The organism is Bradyrhizobium sp. UFLA06-24 (assembly GCF_054967145.1).
On the sequence record NZ_JADFUE010000017.1, the window covers coordinates 96786 to 114473 of the forward strand.

The window sequence follows — 17688 nt, forward strand, 5'->3', positions numbered from 1 at the left end:
CGCACGCCGCTGCGCTCGTTCAGAGCCCTTGCAGGCGGCGTGCGCCGTCGACACGCGACGGATCATGTTCGATAGCCCAGCGGAATCGGCGCGACGCGCGGCCGAGACCGAAGGCAGCTCAATCGATGGAGATCAGGAGGCGGGAGGCGCGCGCGGCTGGAACGCGTGGCTTGCCGATTCCAGATGGAGGAATTCGGCGTCGGTGGTGCGGTAGAGCAGCTCGACCGCCTCCGGCAAATGCAGCAGAGGCGGCGTCGCGAACACGACCGTGCCCGCCATCGCGACCAATGCGCAGATCGCGCAATTATCGTCGCCCGGCTGCTCGCGGTCGGGCTTTGTCGGTGATTGCTTCTGGACCGCCGCGCTGTCGGGCGACGCAATGCTCTCGGCAGTCCCCTTGGCAGTTCCCTTGGCGCTGTCGGCGAGCTGCGACTGCGCCAGCGGCGCGGCCTGCGCGAACCAGTGGCTGTGGCCGAACGTCAGCGCGAACTGCACCAGCATCGCGAACATCGCGAGCCGGGCGCCGTGCCTGATATTCGAGCGAAACCACTTCATCTTGAAACGCACCTCACACCGCGAGGCACCGCGATGTTATAATATAACATCGCAAGAGCTGGGAGCGGATGTCAACCGGGAGAGGACCCCTGCGTGCGGCCGGCCGCACAATGTGTCGTTCAGGCAACTGCAGAGATAGAGATCGAATTGAGTTCGACCAACAGAGACGCTCTCTCCGTTCCCTCCCCCCTTGTGGGGGAGGGAACGCACCGCCGTTGCGGCGCCAGGCGAGGTTCATCTCTCAGGAGTCTATCGCCCCTCGCGCACCCAGGTCGCGGCAAACGCGCCGAGCAGCAGCAGAAGCCCGATCAGGCCGGCGAAGATCGGCAGCACGCCGACGCCCTTCACGACGCTGGCGTCGCGCATGCGCACGCCCATCCAGCCGTCGCCGGCGAAGACGCTGGTCGAGCGCACCGGCACGATGCGCGGCAGCTCGACGCTGGAGCCATCCGCGATCCGCACTGAATTGCCGCCGGTCGCCTGCGTCAGCGGCTTCAACGTCTCGGTGGTGGAGGTGACTTCCGAAAACTCCTTCGGATTGGTCGGGCCGACATTGATCAGCGCCTTCAGCGTGCCGTCGGTCGCCTGCCACAGGCCGAGCTCGCTCGCCGGCAGGCTGGCGCGCCACTCGCCGGGATCGCCGGGGCTGAGCGTCAGGTCGTGCGCGACGCCGGAGGGTGAGGTCACGCTCACCGGCTGCACGCTGTCTCCCATGGTCTGGCGCACCACCACGAGGTCCTTGCCCTGCACCTGCAGGCGCAGCGCTTCCTCGTCGAGGTCCGGCTGCTTCATCAGCCAGTGCGACATCCGCCTGAGCAGATCGAGATGCGGGCCGCCGCCCTCATAGCCGCGCGCCCACAGCCAGATGTGGTCGGTCAGCAGCAAGGCGACGCGGCCTTCGCCGAAGCGCGACAGGAACAACAGCGGCTTGCCGTCCGCGCCCGTCATCACGGGCGGGTTGACCGAATTGCGGGTGTCGACGGTGCGGAAGAAGCGGCTCCAATGCGGCGGCTCGAACGCCGCGCCCTCCAGCCCGCGCGTGACGGGATGGCGTTTGCCGATGTCGGAGAGGTGCGCATAGAACGGCTTCTCGGTGACGCCGACCGGCTCGGCGGGCAGCACCGTGTCGAGCGGCGTGCGCCAGATGCTGGTGTTGGAAGCATAGTCGGGACCGGCCGAGACCAGCACGGCGCCGCCCGAGCGCACGTAGCGCGCGATGTTGTCGAAATAGGCGATCGGCAGCACGCCCTGGCGCGCGTAGCGATCGAAGATGATCAGCTGGAATTCGTTGATGTGCTGCTGGAACAGCTCGCGGGTTGGAAACGCGATCAGCGACAGCTCGTTGATCGGCGTGCCGTCCTGCTTCTCCGGCGGACGCAGAATGGTGAAATGCACGAGGTCCACGCTGGCGTCCGACTTGAGCAGGTTGCGCCAGGTACGCTCGCCGGAATGCGGCTCGCCGGAGACCAGCAGCACGCGCAGCTTGTCGCGCACCCCGTCGATGGCGACCACGGCGCGGTTGTTCACCGGGGTCAATTCTCTTTCGAGCGGCGAGGCCTCGATCTCGACGATGTTCGGGCCGGCATGTTTGATCTCGACGTCGACGCTCGCGCTCTGGCCGCTCGAAAGCGTTCGCTCGTTGATGACCTCGCCGTCGCGGCGGACCGTGACCTTGGCGCGCTCGCCGGTGACGCCCTGGTCGTCGAGCTTGTAGCTGATGGTCTGGGTCTGGCCGACGATGCCGAAGCGCGGCGCCGCGGTGATGGCGATGCGGCGATCGCGCTCGTCCTTCTGACCGGTGATCAGGGCCTGCACCGGCGCCTGGAAGCCGAGCGCGGCGGCGTTGGCCGGAATATCGTGCACGCGGCCGTCGGTGATCAGGAACGCACCGGCGACGCGGTCGACCGGCACGTCCGACAGTGCGGAGGCGAGGGCGCCGAACAGCTTGGTGCCGTCGGTCTCGCCATCGGCCTGTCCGGCTTCGACGACGCGCACCTCCAGCCCCTTGATCTTCTTCAAGGCGTCGACCAGCGCCTCCTGCGCCTTCGCGGCTTCCTGGTTGCGCTTGCCGAAATTCTGGCTCGGGCTCTTGTCGACGACGACGGCGGCCACCGAAGTGAGGGGATCGCGGTCCTCGCGCGTGAAGGAGGGATTGGCGAGCGCCAGCAGGAACAGCGCCAGCGCAGCGACGCGCACGGCCGCGCCGCGCGCCCGCGCAAGCAGCAGCACGATGGCGATGACCACGATCGCAGCGAGCGCGATCCACAGGACGATCGCAGGGACAAGCGGCGTAAAGGCGATGCCGTAGTTCATCTCGATCCTATTGCCCCAGCCGTTCGATCAGGGCCGGTGCGTGCACCTGGTCGGCCTTGTAGTTGCCGGTCAGCGTGTACATCACGATGTTGACGCCGGCGCGGTAGGCGAATTCGCGCTGCCGCGGCTCGCCGGGCGTGAGCGGCAGCATCGGCTGGCCGTCGGGACGCAGCGCCCACGCGCCCGCGAGGTCGTTGGAGGTGATGATGATCGGCGAGACGCCGTCGCCGCCGCGCGCGGGGCGTTGTGCGCTTTCGTCGTCGTCCTCGCGCGGCAGCGCCTCGACCCAGGTCTGTCCCGAGTTGAACCGGCCGGGGAAGTCGCGCAGCAGGTAAAAGGTCTTGGTCAGCACGTGCTCGCGCGGTACCGGCTCGAGCTCGGGCACGTCGAGCGAGGACAGGATCTCGCGCAGGGTCTGCATGCCCGGGGTCTGCGAGGCCCCGTTGTCGCCGGGCGGCGCCTCGATTGCATCGCGGGTGTCGAAGATCACGGTGCCGCCCTGCTTCATATAGGCGTCGATCTTGTTGATCGCGTCCTGCGGCGGTTTCGGCTGGCCCGGCACGATCGGCCAGTAGATCAGCGGGAAGAAGGCGAGCTCGTCGTGCGCTGGATCGACACCGACGGGATCGCCGGCCTCGAGCGCAGTGCGCTGCGCCAGGAACAGCGTCAGGCCGGACATGCCGGCCTTGACGATGGAATCGACGTCGGCATTGCCGGTGATGACATAGGCGAGGCGGGTCTGCGAGGTCGACTTCATCGCGAACTCGTCGGCAGCGCTGTCGGCGCGCGACGGCGTCGGCGAGAGAACCGCGACGCCTGCGAGCACGAGCCCGAGCAGGATCATCGCGGGCGCGGTGCGGCGGCGCAGCAGCGCGGCGAGACCGCCGCCGAGCAGTGCGACGATGATGGCGTCGATCAAGAACAGCGCGAGCGAGGTCGACAGCAGCCAGCCGCGCAGGTCGCGCGGCTCGGCATTTGTATAAGTCGCGTGCTTGGCGCGCAGGCTCGCGGTGTTGAGGGCTGCGATGCGGTCGGCATTGGCGAGCGTGTTCACGGCGAGCGGTCCTTCTGCCGGACCGTAGAAGCCGGGCGGATGGTCCGGCGTGGCGCGGTCGCGATAGTCAGCTGTCAGCGGCTTGGCGGTGGCGGGCGGCGGCCCGAACGCGCCGAAACCGTCCAGCATGTGCAGTGGCGCCAGCGTCTCGGTGCTGGCCTCGCCGGCAACGCCGGCGCCGGGCTTGGCGGTGTAGCCGGACATCTCGACGACACGCCTCAGCATTTCGACGAAGGTGCCGGACATCGGTAAGTCAGACCAGCGCATGTCGGCGCTGACATGGAACAGGCTGACGATGCCCTTGCCGCGATGCTCGCCGGTCACGAGCGGCGTGCCGTCCTCGAGCGAAGCCCAGCTCTTGGTGGCGAGCACCGCATCCGGCTCGGCCAGGACCTGGCGGCTCACGGTGACGTCCTTGGGGACGGCGACGCCGGCAAACGGACCGTCGGCGGCGAAGCTGGCGAGATGCTGCGGCTTCTCCCAGGTGAGGCTGCCGCCGAGCGTGCGGCCGCCCTTGCGCAGCTTGACCGGCACGAGATCGTCTTCGGCCTGCGCCAGCCGGGGACCGGCGAACCGCACCAGCACGCCGCCCTGGTCGATCCAGGCGTTGAGGCGCTCGCGCAATTCGGGCGCGACGGTGCCGACATCGGCGAGGATGATCATCGGCAGCTTCTGGTCCAGGAATTGGGTGATGCCCTGCTGCGGCGAGCCCTTGTCGGCGAGCCGCACGTCGGCAAACGGCGCCAGTGCGCGCGTGAGGTAGAAGGTCGGCGCCAGCAGTGGCTGCGCGGTTTCGCTGGTCGAGCCGGAGACGATGCCGATGGCGCGGCGGCGCCAGCGCTTGTCGAGCAGCTGCACCGCGCCGGCCGAATGCTCGCCAGAAATCTCGAGCCGGGAGATGTCGTTGCGCAGCTCGACCGGCAGGTCGAACGCCGCCTCGGTCTCCTTGTCCTGCGGTCCAAAGGTGAAGCGCGCCTCGCCGATCGGCGAGGCCTTCTGGTCGAGGGCGCGCACGGTGCCGGTGGCAATGCCGCTGTCGGTGCGCAGCACCTTCACCGTCATCTTCGCAGCCGCGTTCTCCGCCGCGACCAGCGCCAGCGGGGAGGAGGTGCCGCCTTCGAACACCGTCAAGCTGCGATCCCCCAAGGTCTTGCCGAGTCCGGCCACGAACTCTTCGCCGCGGCCGGTGTCGACGCCATCAGACAGCCAGGCGATCTCGCAATCGCCGGTTGCTTTGAGGAAACGATCGATCGCGGTGAGGGTTTCAACACGCTCGATCGAATAGGGCTTGGGCACGATCTGTCGCAGGGCAACGCGCGCCGCCCCAGCGGGCATCAGCGTGATGTCGCGGTTCGGCTCCGACAGCGGCACCAAAGCGATGGCGCGCCGGTCGTTGTCGGCGTTCGCGATCAGCTCGTCCGCCGCCCTGATCCTGGTGTCCCAGTTCGAGGCAGCGCTCCAGCCGTCGTCGAGCATGATCATCAGCGGCGCCTTGCTGGCGGCCAGGCCCGTCTGCGGATTCCAGATCGGGCCGGCGGCGGCGAAGATCACCAGCGCGGCGGCAAGCAGGCGCAATGCGGTCAGCCACCATGGCGTGCGCGACGGAGTCTCTTCCCTCGGCGCGATCTCGAACAACAGGCGCGTCGGCGGAAACTCGACGCGGCGCGGACGCGGCGGCATCACACGGAGCAGCCACCACAGCACCGGAAGGCTGACAAGGCCGATCAGCAGCAGCGGTTCGGTGAAAGCGAGCGGCAATCCCATCATGCGGCCGGCCCCGCTTTGATCGACGTGGTGCGGGCGCCCGATTTGCTCACCTGCATGCCGGCATGGAGGAACAGCAGGAGCTCGGCGGCCGAGCGGTCGGTCGCGTGCGTCGTGAACAGCCAGTCGAGCTTGTTGGTCTCGGCGCGGATCTGGTCGCGGTGCAGCGCGAGCCGCGCGGTGTAATCCTGCGCCCAGCTTTCGGCGCGGCCGGCGGTGATCACGCCAAAGCCTTCTGGCTCGACGAACTCGACGCGACCGGAATAGGGGAAGCTCTCTTCGGCGGGATCGACGATCTGCACCAGCGTGCCATGCGCGCCGGAGCCGGAGAGCCCGGCGAGCGTCGCCCTGATCTCAGATATAGGCGACCAGAAATCCGACAGCACGATGGTTTCGGCCAGCGCCGCGGGCACGAAGGAGGGCGGCAGGCTCAACCTGTCGGCATCGTCATGCAGCATCGCCTGCGCCATCTTGTCGATGACGCTGCGGCTCGCGGTCGGTGCCATCAAGCCGGGAATGCCGACGCGCTCGCCGCCCGCGACCAGCAGCTCAGCCAGCGCGAAGGCGACGATCAGCGTGCGCTCGAGCTTGGACTCGCGCGCGGTCTTCGAGGCGAAGGCCATCGAGGGCGAACGGTCGGGCCAAATCCAGACCGTGTGCGACGCCTCCCATTCAAGCTCGCGGACATAGAGATGGTCGTCGCGCGCCGACCTCCGCCAGTCGACGTTCTGCGACGGTTCGCCCGAGACGAAGCGGCGGTACTGCCAGAAATTCTCGCCGGAGCCGGCGCGGCGTCGTCCGTGCAGGCCGTGAATGACGTTGGCGGCAATGCGACGGGCCTCGAGCACAAGGCGCGGCAAGGAAGCGGCGAGCGTACGGCTTTCGCCATCGGCACGTCGGATCGCGATGATCTCCTTCGCCGTGTGCCCGTTCTCTGCTGCCATCAACCGATCCGCGTCTTCAACTGCTTGATCACGTCGGGAATCGTCCGGCCTTCGGCGCGCGCCTGGAACGTCAGCGCCATGCGGTGCTTCAGCACCGGCTCGGCGAGATCGAGCACGTCGTCGATCGAGGGCGCCAGACGTCCGTCGATCAGCGCGCGTGCGCGCACCGCAAGCATCAAGGACTGGCTGGCGCGCGGGCCGGGGCCCCAGGCGATGAACTTGCCGGCCTCGCCGGCGTCAGGTCCCGGACGCGCCGAGCGCACCAGCGACAAAATGGCTTCGACGACGGAATCGCCGACCGGCAGGCGGCGCACCAGCCGCTGCGCCGTGATGAGTGCATCCGCAGTCATCGATCCCTTCGCCAGCGTCTCCTCGGCGCCTGTCGTCTCGAACAGGATGCGGCGCTCGGCGTCGCGATCGGGATAGTCGACGTCGATCTCCATCAGGAAGCGATCGAGCTGTGCTTCGGGCAGCGGATAGGTGCCTTCCTGCTCCAGCGGGTTCTGCGTCGCCAGCACGTGGAACGGCTTCGGCAGATCGTGCCGTGCGCCGGCGACGGTGATGTGCTGCTCCTGCATCGCCTGCAGCAGCGCCGACTGCGTGCGCGGGCTGGCGCGATTGATCTCGTCGGCCATCAACAGCTGCGCGAACACGGGACCCGCGATGAAGCGGAACGAGCGCTTGCCGGCCGTGCTCTCGTCCAGCACTTCGGCGCCGAGAATGTCCGACGGCATCAGGTCGGGCGTGAACTGGATGCGCTTGGCGTCGAGCCCGAGCGTGACGCCGAGCGTTTCGACCAGTTTGGTCTTGGCGAGACCGGGCACACCGATCAGCAGCGCGTGGCCGCCGGAGAGGATGGTGACCAGCGTGTTCTCGATCACGCGATCCTGGCCGAAGATCACCGATGCGATCGCGTCCTTCGCCGCACGAATCTGACCCGATACCTGCTCGGCCGAACGAACGACGCCGTCTTCGAGTTTCTCGACACTTTCCGCCATACGCTCGCTCCTTCAGCCTGCAACGCGGTTTTCCTGCGTCGTCAAACGACCGCATCAACTTTGCATCATGGCCCTATGCTAAACTTGCAGGAACGCCATGTATTCGTTGAATTAACCTATCCCCACCTTATCGGCTTCGGGTTATGTACGGCATCACGAAGTGGAGACCTCCACACCGGACTTACCCGGGGTGGAACCGTATAGTTACGTACAACGTAGACCTGCACCAATCGTGCCAAATGACAAAGTCAGGGCAAACCATGGCGAACCAAGGGCAGAGCGCCGATCGCGGTCTTGAAGGGCTGACTGCCGCCGCCCAAAGTGCTGCCAAGGCCGAAGGCGCCAAAAAAGGCCTGCCTCCGGTCCACCTGTGGAATCCGCCGTTCTGCGGCGATCTCGACATCCGAATCGCGTCCGATGGTACTTGGTTCTACATGGGCACGCCAATCGGCCGCCACGCGCTGGTCCGCCTGTTCTCGACCATCCTCAAGCGCGAGGGCGACAAGCATTTCCTCGTCACGCCGGTGGAGAAGGTCGGCATCCGCGTCGACGACGCGCCGTTCATGGCGGTCGAGATGCTGAAGCACGGCGAGGGCAACCAGCGCGTGCTCAGCTTCCGCACCAATGTCGACGATTGGGTCACCTGCGATGCCGCGCACCGGCTGCGCTTCGAGCAGGCGGCGGACGGCGGGCTGACGCCGTACTTGCATGTGCGCGCCGACCTCTGGGCCAAGGTCACCCGCGCGCTCTATTACGATCTTGTTGACATGGGCGAGGAGCGGATGGTCGATGGCCAGCCGATGTTCGGCGTCGAATCATCGGGCGAATTCTTTCCCATGGCCGATGCGGAGCAGGTGAGGGCCGCGCTTTGAATTTGAACAAGCCTATCCTGACGAGCGAGCCGGTCGCGATGGCGGCCGCGGATTTCTTCGCCCGCTCGAAGGCGAAGCTAGGCTTCGACGTTCCGCCCGGCCTCTACGATCCCAACATCATCCCGGCGTCCGGCGATCCCGGCACCGACAAGATGCTCGAGATCGTCGCGCGCGAGCAGCCGGTGCGTCCCGCCGCGGTCCTGATCGCGGTGGTCGATCATCCCGAGCCGACCATCCTGCTGACGCAGCGCTCGGCCCATCTCAACGATCACGCCGGTCAGATCGCCTTTCCCGGCGGCAAGATCGACGCGACCGATTCCTCGCCGCTCGACGCCGCGCTGCGCGAGGCCGAGGAAGAGGTCGGGCTGTCCAGAGAGTTCGTCGAGCCGATCGGCTATCTCGATCTCTACGGCACCGCGTTCGGCTTCCGCATCCTGCCGACGGTGGCGAGGGTGCGGCCGGGTTTTCAGCTGACGATCAACCATTCCGAGGTTGATGACGCATTCGAAGTGCCGCTATCCTTCCTGATGAATCCGGTGAATCACCAGGTGCACAGCAAGGAATTCCGCGGCATGGAGCGGTTTTATTATGCCATGCCGTTTGCCGAGCGTTACATCTGGGGGGCGACGGCCGGGATGCTGCGTGTGCTGTATGAGCGGATCTATTCGTCATGATCCGGCCGGTTCTGACCGAGATCGGAATCTTCCTCATTCCCTTTGCCGTCTATGCGCTGTTCCTGGCCGCCACGCGATCCGGCCTGTTCGTGCAATCGTCCTGGCCGATCACCGTCGTCGCGCGCCTGATCCTGGTGGCGCTCGTGCTCGTCATCGCCGGCCTGATTGGCCTTGCGCATTTCTCCGGCGCCGCGCCGAACTCGACCTACATTCCCGCCCATATCGAGAACGGCAAGCTCGTGCCGGGCAGGGAAAGCTGAAAAGGACAAGGGCCGGACGATGAGCGCGGAGCCGATACTTGCTGGTGCGCCCTGGCTGACCGCAGGCGGGACGGCGCGCGTCCTGCAACTGCTCAACGCTGACGGCGAGGAGGCGCGCGTCGTCGGTGGTACCGTGCGCAACGCGCTGCTCGGCCTGCCGCCGGGCGATTTGGACATCGCGACCACGGCGCTGCCGGACGAGGTGGTGCGCCGGGCCAAGGCTGCGGGGATCAAGAGCGTGCCGACCGGCATCGACCACGGCACCGTCACGCTGGTGATCGACGGCGCGCCTTACGAAGTCACGACGCTGCGCGAGGACACCGAAACCTTCGGCCGCAAGGCCAAGGTCGCGTTCGGCCGCGACTGGGTGAAGGACGCCGAGCGGCGTGACTTCACCATGAACGGCCTGTCGGTCGATGCGAGCGGCGTGGTCTACGACTACGTCGGCGGCATCGCCGATGCCAGGGCGCGGCGCGTTCGCTTCATCGGCGATCCCGATCAGCGCATCGCCGAGGATTATTTGCGCATCCTGCGCTTCTTCCGCATCCATGCCGCCTTCGGCGCCGGCGAGCCGGATCGCGACGGCTACCTCGCCTGCATCCGCGGCCGCGCTGGCCTTGCGGCCCTTTCGGCGGAGCGCGTGCGCATGGAGATGCTGAAGCTGCTGGTGGCATCAGGCGCATCTGCCGCCGCGCTTGCGATGACTGATGCCGGCCTGCTGCAAGCCCTGATCGGCGGCGTCGCCTATACCGCGCCGCTGAGCGCGATGATCGCGATCGAGCGCGCGCTCGATCTGCCGGCTAGCCCCACGCGGCGCCTCGCCGCGTTGACCGTGGCCGTCACCGAAGACGCCAAGCGTGTTGCCACGCGCCTCAGGCTCTCCAATGCGGAAACCAAGGCGCTGGATTCGATGGGCCATCGCTGGTGGCGCTTCGCCGCCATGGACGAGGCGCGTGCACGGCGACTGCTCTACCGGCTCGGCCCCGAGCGCTATCACGATCGCGTGTTGCTGGCCTGGGCGCGGAGCGTCAACGACGCGAATTCGTCGCGCTGGCGCGCGCTCGCGGAGCTGCCGCAGCGCTGGATTGCGCCGAAATTTCCGCTGAAGGCCGCCGACTTCATCGCGCGCGGCCTGGCGGAAGGACCCGTGCTCGGACACGTGTTGACGCTTGCCGAGGACGCTTGGCTTGCGGCGGATTTTCCACTAGAGGAAGCCGCACTCGCCGCCATCGCCGATCAAGCAACCGCACGCGCCACTCGCGAGAAACATTGACGATCGTCTCAGGCTTCGCCGACATCTCGATTTTCCAGCTGCTGCTGGTCGCGATGATGGCGTTGTTTGCTTCGATCATCGGTGGTCTTGCCGGTTACGGCACCGGCGCCCTGATGCCCCTGGTGCTGGTGCCGCTGGTCGGTGCCGAGCCGGTGGTGCCGATCATCGCGATATCAGCACTGTTCACCAATTCCAGCCGCGCCGTGGCCTATCTCCGCTACGCCGATCGGCGCCGTGCGCTGATCGTGCTCGCCTGCGCCGCGCTGACGACCGCGCTCGGCGCCTATGGTTACACCCGTCTCACCAATGCCGGCGCCGCGATCGTGATCGGCACCATGCTGATCCTGAGCGTGCCGCTGCGCCGCATGCTGCGGCGGCGCGCGGTCAGGATCGGCGACGCCGGCCTTGCCGCGGGCTCGGTCGGCTACGGCGTGCTGGTCGGCGGCACCTCGGGCTCGGGCGTGATCCTGCTCTCGCTCCTGATGGCCGCGGGCCTCGAAGGCGCCGCCGTGATCGCGACCGACGCGATGATTTCGCTCGGCACCGGCCTGATCAAGATCTCGGTGTTCGGCCTCGCCGGCGCCGTCACCGCGCAGGTGCTCGCCTTCGCACTCCTGATCGGCGGCATCGCCATCCCCGGCGCGTTCCTGGCTAAGGCCTTCGTCGAGCGGATGCCGGTGCACATCCACGCCGCGATCCTCGACGTCGCCGTGATCACCGGCGGGCTGGTGATGATCTCGGCGGCGGCGAGGCAGCTGATTGCTTAGACGGCAGCGGGTGCCAGGACGCGCAGGCGATGCCCGTCCGGATCGAGCGCAACAAAGGTGTGCCCGAACGGCATCGCGGTCGGCGGCTGCGCGATCCTGACGCCGCGGGTGGTCCACGCCTCACAGGTCGCGCGCACGGCCTCCGCATCTGGCGCCGTCCACGAGATCTCGCTGCTGCCGGCCTCCGAAGCAGAAGGAGGCACGACGGCGTCCCGCTGCCACAGGCCCAGCATGGTGCCGTTCCCGAGCGGAAGAACCACGAACTTGGGAGATGATTGCGCGACGGGGCACCCCAGCAGCGTCTGATAGAAGGCGGAGCTCGCTTGCGCGTCGGCGACATAGAGCACCACGAGGTTGAAATCGGCCATTTGCATCTCCTGTTCGGCTTGACGATGGCCGACGCTTAACTGACGGTGCTGACAGTTTCTGTCAGCATGATCAGGACTCACTCATGCCTTCCTGCTGCTTCCACTCCTGCAGCAAGTCGGTGCGGCGTCGTGGGTAGCGCCGCTCCGTGAGCGTGATCGACAGGATCCGGTCGGTGCGGAAATGGCGGAAGTCGTCACGGTTCTCGCACCAGGCGGCCACCATGCGTACGGAATCGAAGAACCCGAGCGCGATCGGCCAGATCGTGCGATGGGTGCGATTGTCCCGTTCGTCGCAATAGGTGATGCGCAATTTGCGCTCCGTGCGGATCGCGGCCCTGATGACAGGCAATTCGGTATCGCCTGCCGCCGGATCACGGCGAGCGACCATCAGGCTGGAGGTTTCCAGGCTCCGCTGCAGGTCATCGGGCAGCACGGCGGCGATCTTTGCGAGTGCGTTCCTCGCCGCCTTGCCGAGCGGCTCATCCGGCTGTGCCGCAACCCATCGACCGCCCAGCACGAGCGCTTCGATCTCCTCTTCCGAGAACATCAAAGGCGGCAACATGAATCCCGGCCGCAGCACGTAGCCGATTCCGGCCTCGCCATCGATATGGGCCCCTTGGCCCTTCAGCGTCTCGATGTCCCGATAGATCGTCCGGAGCGAGACGCCGAGTTCCTCGGCCAGCCGGCCTGCCGCGACCGGCCGACGATGGCTGCGCAAGAGCTGGATCACATCAAGAAGGCGTTGAGCGCGCGACATGCCGGCTCGTATCACGCCATGCTGCCAGATCCTGTCAGCATCGGCCGCCAACTCGCCCAAACTGAAGCCGTGCAACTCGTGTTGCTGTCGCCGATGATCGGGGCCTCTTACACGTCCTGTTCCGCGAGAAGCCGCTTTATTGCCGGTCCGCCCGTGGCTAGTCTGGACTCGATGCGTTCGCTTAGTCCGGGAGGATGACAGGATGCGGGCAGTGATCATCGGCGCAGGAATGGGCGGGCTGATGACGGCATTGGCGCTGCGGCAGTCCGGCGTGTTCGCATCGGTCGATGTCTACGAGCAGACGAAGGTGCCCAGCACCGCAGGCGCCGGGTTGAACATCCCGCCCAACGGGGCGCGGATCTGTCGCTGGCTCGGCGTCGATCTCGATGGCGGCGATCCCAAGGGGCCCGATGGCGCGATCGACGGCGGCCGTGCGGCCATTCTGGAATCGACGCGGCAGTTCAACGCGGATGGCAGCGTGACCAGGCGGCCGTTCGATCATGTCACCGCCGCGGGCGACGGCGCCGGGTTTCATCACATGCACCGGCTCGATCTGTTGATGTGCCTCTACAAGCGGGTGTTCGAATTCGGTCCTGACAGCGGCGCGCGATGCCCCATCACCGTGCATATGGACAGCCGGCTGACGCAGTTGCGTCAGACTGGCGGCGAGGTGACGGCAACCTTTTCGAATGGCCAGACCGCCACGGCAGAGGTGCTCGTGGGGGCTGACGGCATCAACTCCGCCACGTTGCAGCTGGCGTGGCCCAACCCCCGCCCCAGGCGCTGGACCGAGGTGACATGCTTCCGCGGACTCATTCCGCGGGCGGTGGTCGCTGCGCTTCGCAAGGCGGACGGCAGGGCGCTGGACAACAATCCCATCGATTCCTTCAGCATGGACCGCCATCGCAACGACAAGAGCGGGGCGACGACGTATTGGGTGCGCGGCGGCGAGTTGTTGAACGTGTGGATCGCCCGCTACGAGCCCGACTCTGCCGCTTTCGAGCAGGAGGAGGGCGACTGGTTTCCAGTCGGTCGGGAGGAGATCGTTCGCGAGGTGGGCGAGGCATTCGCCGGGCACCCCAGCAGAAGTGACCTGCTGGCTCTGGCCGGCGCGATCGTTCGTCCGACGAAGTGGGGCCTCTACGATCGCGATGCGCTCGAAACCTGGGTGCAGGGCCGCATCTGTCTGCTCGGGGACGCGGCGCATCCGATGCTTCCCACCTTCGGCCAGGGCGCCGCGCAGTCCTTCGAGGACGCCGCGGCGCTCGGCTCCGCCTTCGCCCTGCACAAGACCGACGTGGCGACAGCGCTGCTGCACTACGAACGCGTGCGGCATTACCGCGCCACCCGCTTCCAGCTCGGCTCCAAATTCGCCTTCGATCACTTGCGGGCGAGGGACACCGCCGAGCAGAAGGCGCTGCTGGAGACGCTCGACGAGCGGGTGAGTCCGGCCTTCGCCCACGACAAGCGTGGCGGCGAGGACGATTCCTGGATCTATGCCTACGATGCCCGCACGATCGGCATCGAGCTGCCGCCCAAGAGATTGGGGCCCTGGGACTTCCGCCGCGCGGCCAAGGCCAGTTACGCTGCGATCACCCGCACGCTGTGGACGCCGGCGGCTCCCGCCAGGAATTCGCGCCCCGTCACGCGCGCCGAGGTCGCCCGGCACAACACCAGAGACGATTGCTGGGTCATTATCCGGGGAAGAGTCTACGACATCACCGAGTGGGCGCCGCATCATCCCGGCGGCGCCGGCATCGCCCGGATGTATGCCGGCAAGGAAGCCACCGCCGAATTCGGCGACTACCACAGTGCCGAGGCCGTCGCGCACATGGCTCATTTCTGCATCGGCGACCTCGTCGAGGCTGCAGGCGCCTTGCCATGACCGGACGGGCGAAGGCCACGCGGCGTTAGCTTGCGCTGCGCGCAAACTTCAATATCGTTGGCACTCCTCCCATCCCACGACCCATCTCCTCAGGAAGCAACCCCATGAATCCGATCTCGGCGCCGGGCGGGAGCAATCGCCCTCCAGGGAAGATCGACATCCCCTCTGCCTGGCTGGGCGCGGAGATGAAGGCCCATCCCGAGCGATGGCTGGTGTCGCTTACGGCGAGCGAGATCGCGGAGCTCGAAAATGCGGCTGAGTCCTGTCTTGGTCGGAACAAGAATATCGCCGAGATCACAAAAGAGAGCTTCCCGCTTCCGCAGCTCGGTGCGCATCTGGAAGAGCTCAAGACCAGGCTCCTGACTGGCCTCGGTTTCGAACTCATCCGCGGCCTTCCGGTAGAGAACTACAGCCAGGAGTTCGCGGCGACGATCTTTTGCGGGGTGGGCGCGCATCTGGGATCGGCGCGATCGCAAAACGCCGCGGGCCACATTCTCGGCCACGTTCGCGACACCGGTGCCGATGCGAGGGACCCGAACACACGTATCTATCAGACGTCTGAACGGCAGACGTTCCACACGGATTCGTCCGACGTGGTCGGCCTGTTATGCATTCGCGAGGCGATGGAGGGAGGGGATTCGCTCCTCGTCAGCACCTCGACCATCTACAACGAGATGCAGGCAAGACGTCCCGACCTTGCCGCTCTCCTGTTCGAGCCGATCGCGACCGACCGGCGCGGCGAGGTGCCGGAGAACGAGAAGCCCTATCTCGAAATCCCGGTGCTGAATTGGCATGCGGGCTTCCTGACCGGCTTCTATCAGCGCCAATATATCGACAGCGCGCAGCGCTTCCCCGATGCGCCGAGGCTGACGCCTGATCGCGTCGAGGCGCTCGATCTGTTCGACGCGCTCGCAAACGATCCCAATCTGCATGTCAGCATGCGGCTGCGGCCCGGTGACATGCAGTTCGTCTACAATCATGCCCTGCTGCATGACCGGACCGGATTCCGCGATTGGCCCGATGCAGGCCGGAAGCGTCATTTGCTGCGCTTGTGGCTCAGCATGGCAGGTGACCGGCCGCTGCCCGATTGCTTCAGGCAGCGCTATGGCTCGATCGAGGTCGGCAACCGCGGCGGCATCATCGTCAAAGGAACCAGCCTGAACGTTCCGCTGGACTGACGGTCGAAGTCACATGCGCTCTTCCGCAGAATATTTCCGCATCGCGCCTTCGTGAAAATGTTCGACCTCTCCGTCCAGATGCACCCAATGATGTTTCGACTGCTCGAACACCGATAACGTGGGCGCCGGGAAGTCAGGTGCGGCCAAGGCGCCGACGGCAACGCCGATCATCGATGGCAGCGCATCCGCCTTCCAGTAGACCGTCGAACCGCACGTGGGGCAAAAATAACTGCGCACCTTGCGACCGCTATCGCCGATGCGGACGAATTCCGTGGCCGCGCCGGAAATCTCGACAGTGTCGATCGCGTAGAATGCCCCGACGCCGAATGGCGCGCCGGTCCGTCTCTGGCAGGCGAAACAATGGCATGCGGCAACCAGCTTCGACTGATCTCGCGCTGTGAGCTCGAGAGCACCGCAAAGGCATTGGGCGTCGGCCATGGTGGATTCTCCGTCGAGCCGGTCAGGTGAAATTGAATTGTGGGGAGAGGCGCGGGCCGGAGCGCAATCAAAGCGACCGGCGGCATCAGCGGCGCGACCCGATCAAAGCATCAAGGGAGCGCGGGCACAAAGCACAATACGCCTCGCTACGGCCCTCGACCAGTGAAAAGATCGAACAGCACGATTTTGCTGCCGATTAGCCCTGCCATTCAGAGGCTCGAGCCTATCCGGAAACACAGCGGCAATCTATGCTTGCCGGAAGTGCGCTGCTCGCGTCCAATGCCTATGGTTGCCTTCGGGTTGACGATGTCCGCTGGTTTGCCGTCGTCGACGGAGAAGCGGACATCGGATATGCCGGAGCTGGACGCGCTGGTCTGGCCCGGATGCGACGTTAGCCGAGCCTACTCGTCGTCTTCTTCCTCTTCCTCATCATCATCATCTTCTTCCTCCTCATCGTCCTCTTCCACCTGAATGAGGGTGGCGAGTGGCAGCGTCTCGCGGAAGAGGTCGCCTTCCATGCCCATCCAGATGCAGAGCACGTCGTCGTCCTTGACCTCCGCGACCGGCAGCGGCTGGCCGCCCGATTTCAGCATGACGATATCGCCGGCTTTCAATTCCATGGATTGTCCTTTCGCGTTTGATCGGCCCGCATGCGAAGCTAGCAATTTGTCATGACAGGTCGAACACGGCCGCTCGGGCGAGGCGAGCGGACGCGTGCGCCAGCTCATCCGTCGCAAGTTACACGCCGGCCGCCATTCCGAAGCGTCCGAGCCCGGGCAGCTTGAGCGCGGGACGCCTGATGTCGACCCCGAGGACCGCGCCGAAGAAGTTGATCTCCAGTCCCTCGATCCAGCCGGCCTTGAGGCCGACAAATCCGGCAAGAGAGGCGTAGACGCCCGTGCCTGACGGCAACAGGCCGAACCATTTGCCCGTATACGGGAAGTCCTTGCCGATTGCCGTCGGGGGAAGGACGGCGCGCAGCTCGGGAACGGAATCCAGTGCAGCCTGCACGAAGGTGTTCGAGTTGGGACCCGGCCAGGCGCTGTAATCTCCATAGGCACGGAACCTGTAGGTTTCGATCACGTGCCGGATCTTGGGGATGAGCGCCTCGGCGCGCTCGCCCTCGAGCGCCACGATCGTCTCGGGCCCGGCGCCAAACCACCGCCCGTCCGGCGCGAAGCCGTTGGTGCGGATCGGGTCGCCCCACGCCGTATAGTCGTAGCGCGTGTAGGCCGACGCATTCTTCTCCTTGACCACGATCCAGCTGTGAACGGCAAAGATGCCGCGCCATCTCACCGTGCGTGCCGCAAACACCCGGATGACGGCGTCGGGATGAGCCGCCGCTGGCTGCAGCAGGCCGGCGCTGGAGCGGTCGGCCGTCTGCCAATTGCCGCGGTCATCGGCCAGCCACCAATATCTCGCGGCAGAGGCGGCGAGCGGGGCGAAGAGGAGGAACAGAAAGACGAGCAAGGGCTTCTTCAAGGGAGCGGTACGGCGGGAGGTTCGACGAACATATAGGTGGCGTGAATGCCGCCGCCATAGCCGCCTCGAAGGCCATTGGTTCCGTACGACATCATCGCCCACGCGA

General features: G+C 66.3%; 17 protein-coding genes. 7 read left to right on the forward strand and 10 right to left on the reverse strand.

Annotated features, from left to right (window positions below):
- Positions 1–132 precede the first annotated feature (132 nt).
- The 5 genes from IF809_RS16345 to IF809_RS16365 all read right to left on the reverse strand — a co-directional run bounded on the left by IF809_RS16345 (position 133) and on the right by IF809_RS16365 (position 7628).
- Entirely contained in the window at positions 133–555 is a 423-nt protein-coding gene (locus IF809_RS16345) for a DUF2946 domain-containing protein (protein ID WP_128967880.1), read from the reverse strand.
- Positions 556–804: 249 nt separating this feature from the next.
- A complete protein-coding gene (locus IF809_RS16350) occupies positions 805–2868 on the reverse strand; it encodes a hypothetical protein (RefSeq protein WP_128967879.1) in 2064 nt (687 codons plus the stop codon).
- 7 nt (positions 2869–2875) lie between these two features.
- Positions 2876–5689: a DUF4159 domain-containing protein gene (locus tag IF809_RS16355; RefSeq protein WP_128967878.1), complete on the reverse strand. Its 2814-nt coding sequence runs from the start codon at positions 5687–5689 to the stop codon at positions 2876–2878.
- Positions 5686–6630, reverse strand: a complete 945-nt coding sequence (locus IF809_RS16360) for a DUF58 domain-containing protein (RefSeq protein ID WP_128967877.1) — start codon at positions 6628–6630, stop codon at positions 5686–5688. Before IF809_RS16360 ends, IF809_RS16355 begins: the two co-directional genes overlap by 4 nt.
- Entirely contained in the window at positions 6630–7628 is a 999-nt protein-coding gene (locus tag IF809_RS16365) for an AAA family ATPase (protein WP_128967876.1), read from the reverse strand. Before IF809_RS16365 ends, IF809_RS16360 begins: the two co-directional genes overlap by 1 nt.
- A 260-nt stretch (positions 7629–7888) precedes the next feature.
- On the opposite strand from IF809_RS16365, the gene IF809_RS16370 reads away from it, so the two are divergent.
- The 5 genes from IF809_RS16370 to IF809_RS16390 are packed head-to-tail and all read left to right on the forward strand — an operon-like array spanning position 7889 to position 11474.
- Positions 7889–8500 (forward strand): DUF1285 domain-containing protein, encoded by a 612-nt coding sequence (locus tag IF809_RS16370; protein WP_128967875.1) that lies wholly within the window; start codon positions 7889–7891, stop codon positions 8498–8500.
- 2 nt (positions 8501–8502) lie between these two features.
- On the forward strand, positions 8503–9174 hold the full coding sequence (locus tag IF809_RS16375; protein ID WP_128967874.1) for a CoA pyrophosphatase: 672 nt from the start codon (positions 8503–8505) through the stop codon (positions 9172–9174).
- Positions 9171–9434, forward strand: coding sequence for a DUF6111 family protein (locus IF809_RS16380; protein WP_092298672.1), 264 nt, complete (start codon positions 9171–9173; stop codon positions 9432–9434). Before IF809_RS16375 ends, IF809_RS16380 begins: the two co-directional genes overlap by 4 nt.
- Positions 9435–9453: 19 nt before the next feature.
- The gene (locus IF809_RS16385) at positions 9454–10707 is read left to right on the forward strand and encodes a CCA tRNA nucleotidyltransferase (RefSeq protein ID WP_128967873.1); all 1254 of its coding nucleotides are present in this window, start codon (positions 9454–9456) and stop codon (positions 10705–10707) included.
- Complete coding sequence (locus tag IF809_RS16390; protein ID WP_128967872.1) at positions 10704–11474, forward strand: sulfite exporter TauE/SafE family protein; 771 nt, start codon at positions 10704–10706, stop codon at positions 11472–11474. The genes IF809_RS16385 and IF809_RS16390 overlap by 4 nt, the downstream gene beginning before the upstream one ends.
- Here the strand turns inward: IF809_RS16390 and IF809_RS16395 are convergent.
- Together IF809_RS16395 and IF809_RS16400 are read right to left on the reverse strand one after the other, a co-directional pair.
- Positions 11471–11842: a VOC family protein gene (locus tag IF809_RS16395; protein ID WP_128967871.1), complete on the reverse strand. Its 372-nt coding sequence runs from the start codon at positions 11840–11842 to the stop codon at positions 11471–11473. The two genes, IF809_RS16390 and IF809_RS16395, sit on opposite strands and share 4 nt — an antisense overlap.
- Positions 11843–11912: 70 nt before the next feature.
- Positions 11913–12599 carry a helix-turn-helix transcriptional regulator gene (locus IF809_RS16400; RefSeq protein ID WP_128969445.1) on the reverse strand — a complete coding sequence of 229 codons (687 nt, stop codon included), beginning with the start codon at positions 12597–12599 and terminating at the stop codon, positions 11913–11915.
- Between the two features lie 202 nt (positions 12600–12801).
- Between IF809_RS16400 and IF809_RS16405 the strand changes: the two genes are divergently transcribed.
- Complete coding sequence (locus IF809_RS16405; RefSeq protein ID WP_462838008.1) at positions 12802–14484, forward strand: cytochrome b5 domain-containing protein; 1683 nt, start codon at positions 12802–12804, stop codon at positions 14482–14484.
- Between the two features lie 104 nt (positions 14485–14588).
- Positions 14589–15662 (forward strand): TauD/TfdA family dioxygenase, encoded by a 1074-nt coding sequence (locus tag IF809_RS16410; protein ID WP_128967869.1) that lies wholly within the window; start codon positions 14589–14591, stop codon positions 15660–15662.
- A gap of 9 nt (positions 15663–15671) precedes the next feature.
- Here IF809_RS16410 and IF809_RS16415 read toward each other — a convergent pair whose 3' ends face one another.
- The 3 genes from IF809_RS16415 to IF809_RS16425 all read right to left on the reverse strand — a co-directional run bounded on the left by IF809_RS16415 (position 15672) and on the right by IF809_RS16425 (position 17570).
- Positions 15672–16100 (reverse strand): GFA family protein, encoded by a 429-nt coding sequence (locus tag IF809_RS16415; protein ID WP_128967868.1) that lies wholly within the window; start codon positions 16098–16100, stop codon positions 15672–15674.
- Between the two features lie 401 nt (positions 16101–16501).
- Entirely contained in the window at positions 16502–16720 is a 219-nt protein-coding gene (locus tag IF809_RS16420) for a YodC family protein (RefSeq protein ID WP_462838009.1), read from the reverse strand.
- Between the two features lie 118 nt (positions 16721–16838).
- Positions 16839–17570, reverse strand: coding sequence for a DUF3750 domain-containing protein (locus IF809_RS16425; protein ID WP_462838010.1), 732 nt, complete (start codon positions 17568–17570; stop codon positions 16839–16841).
- Positions 17571–17688 lie beyond the last annotated feature (118 nt).

Coding starts and splice junctions, on each gene's coding strand:
- IF809_RS16345 (WP_128967880.1), bottom strand. CDS start 555: ATGAAGTGGTTTCGCTCGAATATCAGGCACGGCGCCCGGCTCGCGATG.
- IF809_RS16350 (WP_128967879.1), bottom strand. CDS start 2,868: ATGAACTACGGCATCGCCTTTACGCCGCTTGTCCCTGCGATCGTCCTG.
- IF809_RS16355 (WP_128967878.1), bottom strand. CDS start 5,689: ATGATGGGATTGCCGCTCGCTTTCACCGAACCGCTGCTGCTGATCGGC.
- IF809_RS16360 (WP_128967877.1), bottom strand. CDS start 6,630: ATGGCAGCAGAGAACGGGCACACGGCGAAGGAGATCATCGCGATCCGA.
- IF809_RS16365 (WP_128967876.1), bottom strand. CDS start 7,628: ATGGCGGAAAGTGTCGAGAAACTCGAAGACGGCGTCGTTCGTTCGGCC.
- IF809_RS16370 (WP_128967875.1), top strand. CDS start 7,889: ATGGCGAACCAAGGGCAGAGCGCCGATCGCGGTCTTGAAGGGCTGACT.
- IF809_RS16380 (WP_092298672.1), top strand. CDS start 9,171: ATGATCCGGCCGGTTCTGACCGAGATCGGAATCTTCCTCATTCCCTTT.
- IF809_RS16385 (WP_128967873.1), top strand. CDS start 9,454: ATGAGCGCGGAGCCGATACTTGCTGGTGCGCCCTGGCTGACCGCAGGC.
- IF809_RS16395 (WP_128967871.1), bottom strand. CDS start 11,842: ATGGCCGATTTCAACCTCGTGGTGCTCTATGTCGCCGACGCGCAAGCG.
- IF809_RS16400 (WP_128969445.1), bottom strand. CDS start 12,599: ATGTCGCGCGCTCAACGCCTTCTTGATGTGATCCAGCTCTTGCGCAGC.
- IF809_RS16405 (WP_462838008.1), top strand. CDS start 12,802: ATGCGGGCAGTGATCATCGGCGCAGGAATGGGCGGGCTGATGACGGCA.
- IF809_RS16410 (WP_128967869.1), top strand. CDS start 14,589: ATGAATCCGATCTCGGCGCCGGGCGGGAGCAATCGCCCTCCAGGGAAG.
- IF809_RS16415 (WP_128967868.1), bottom strand. CDS start 16,100: ATGGCCGACGCCCAATGCCTTTGCGGTGCTCTCGAGCTCACAGCGCGA.
- IF809_RS16420 (WP_462838009.1), bottom strand. CDS start 16,720: ATGGAATTGAAAGCCGGCGATATCGTCATGCTGAAATCGGGCGGCCAG.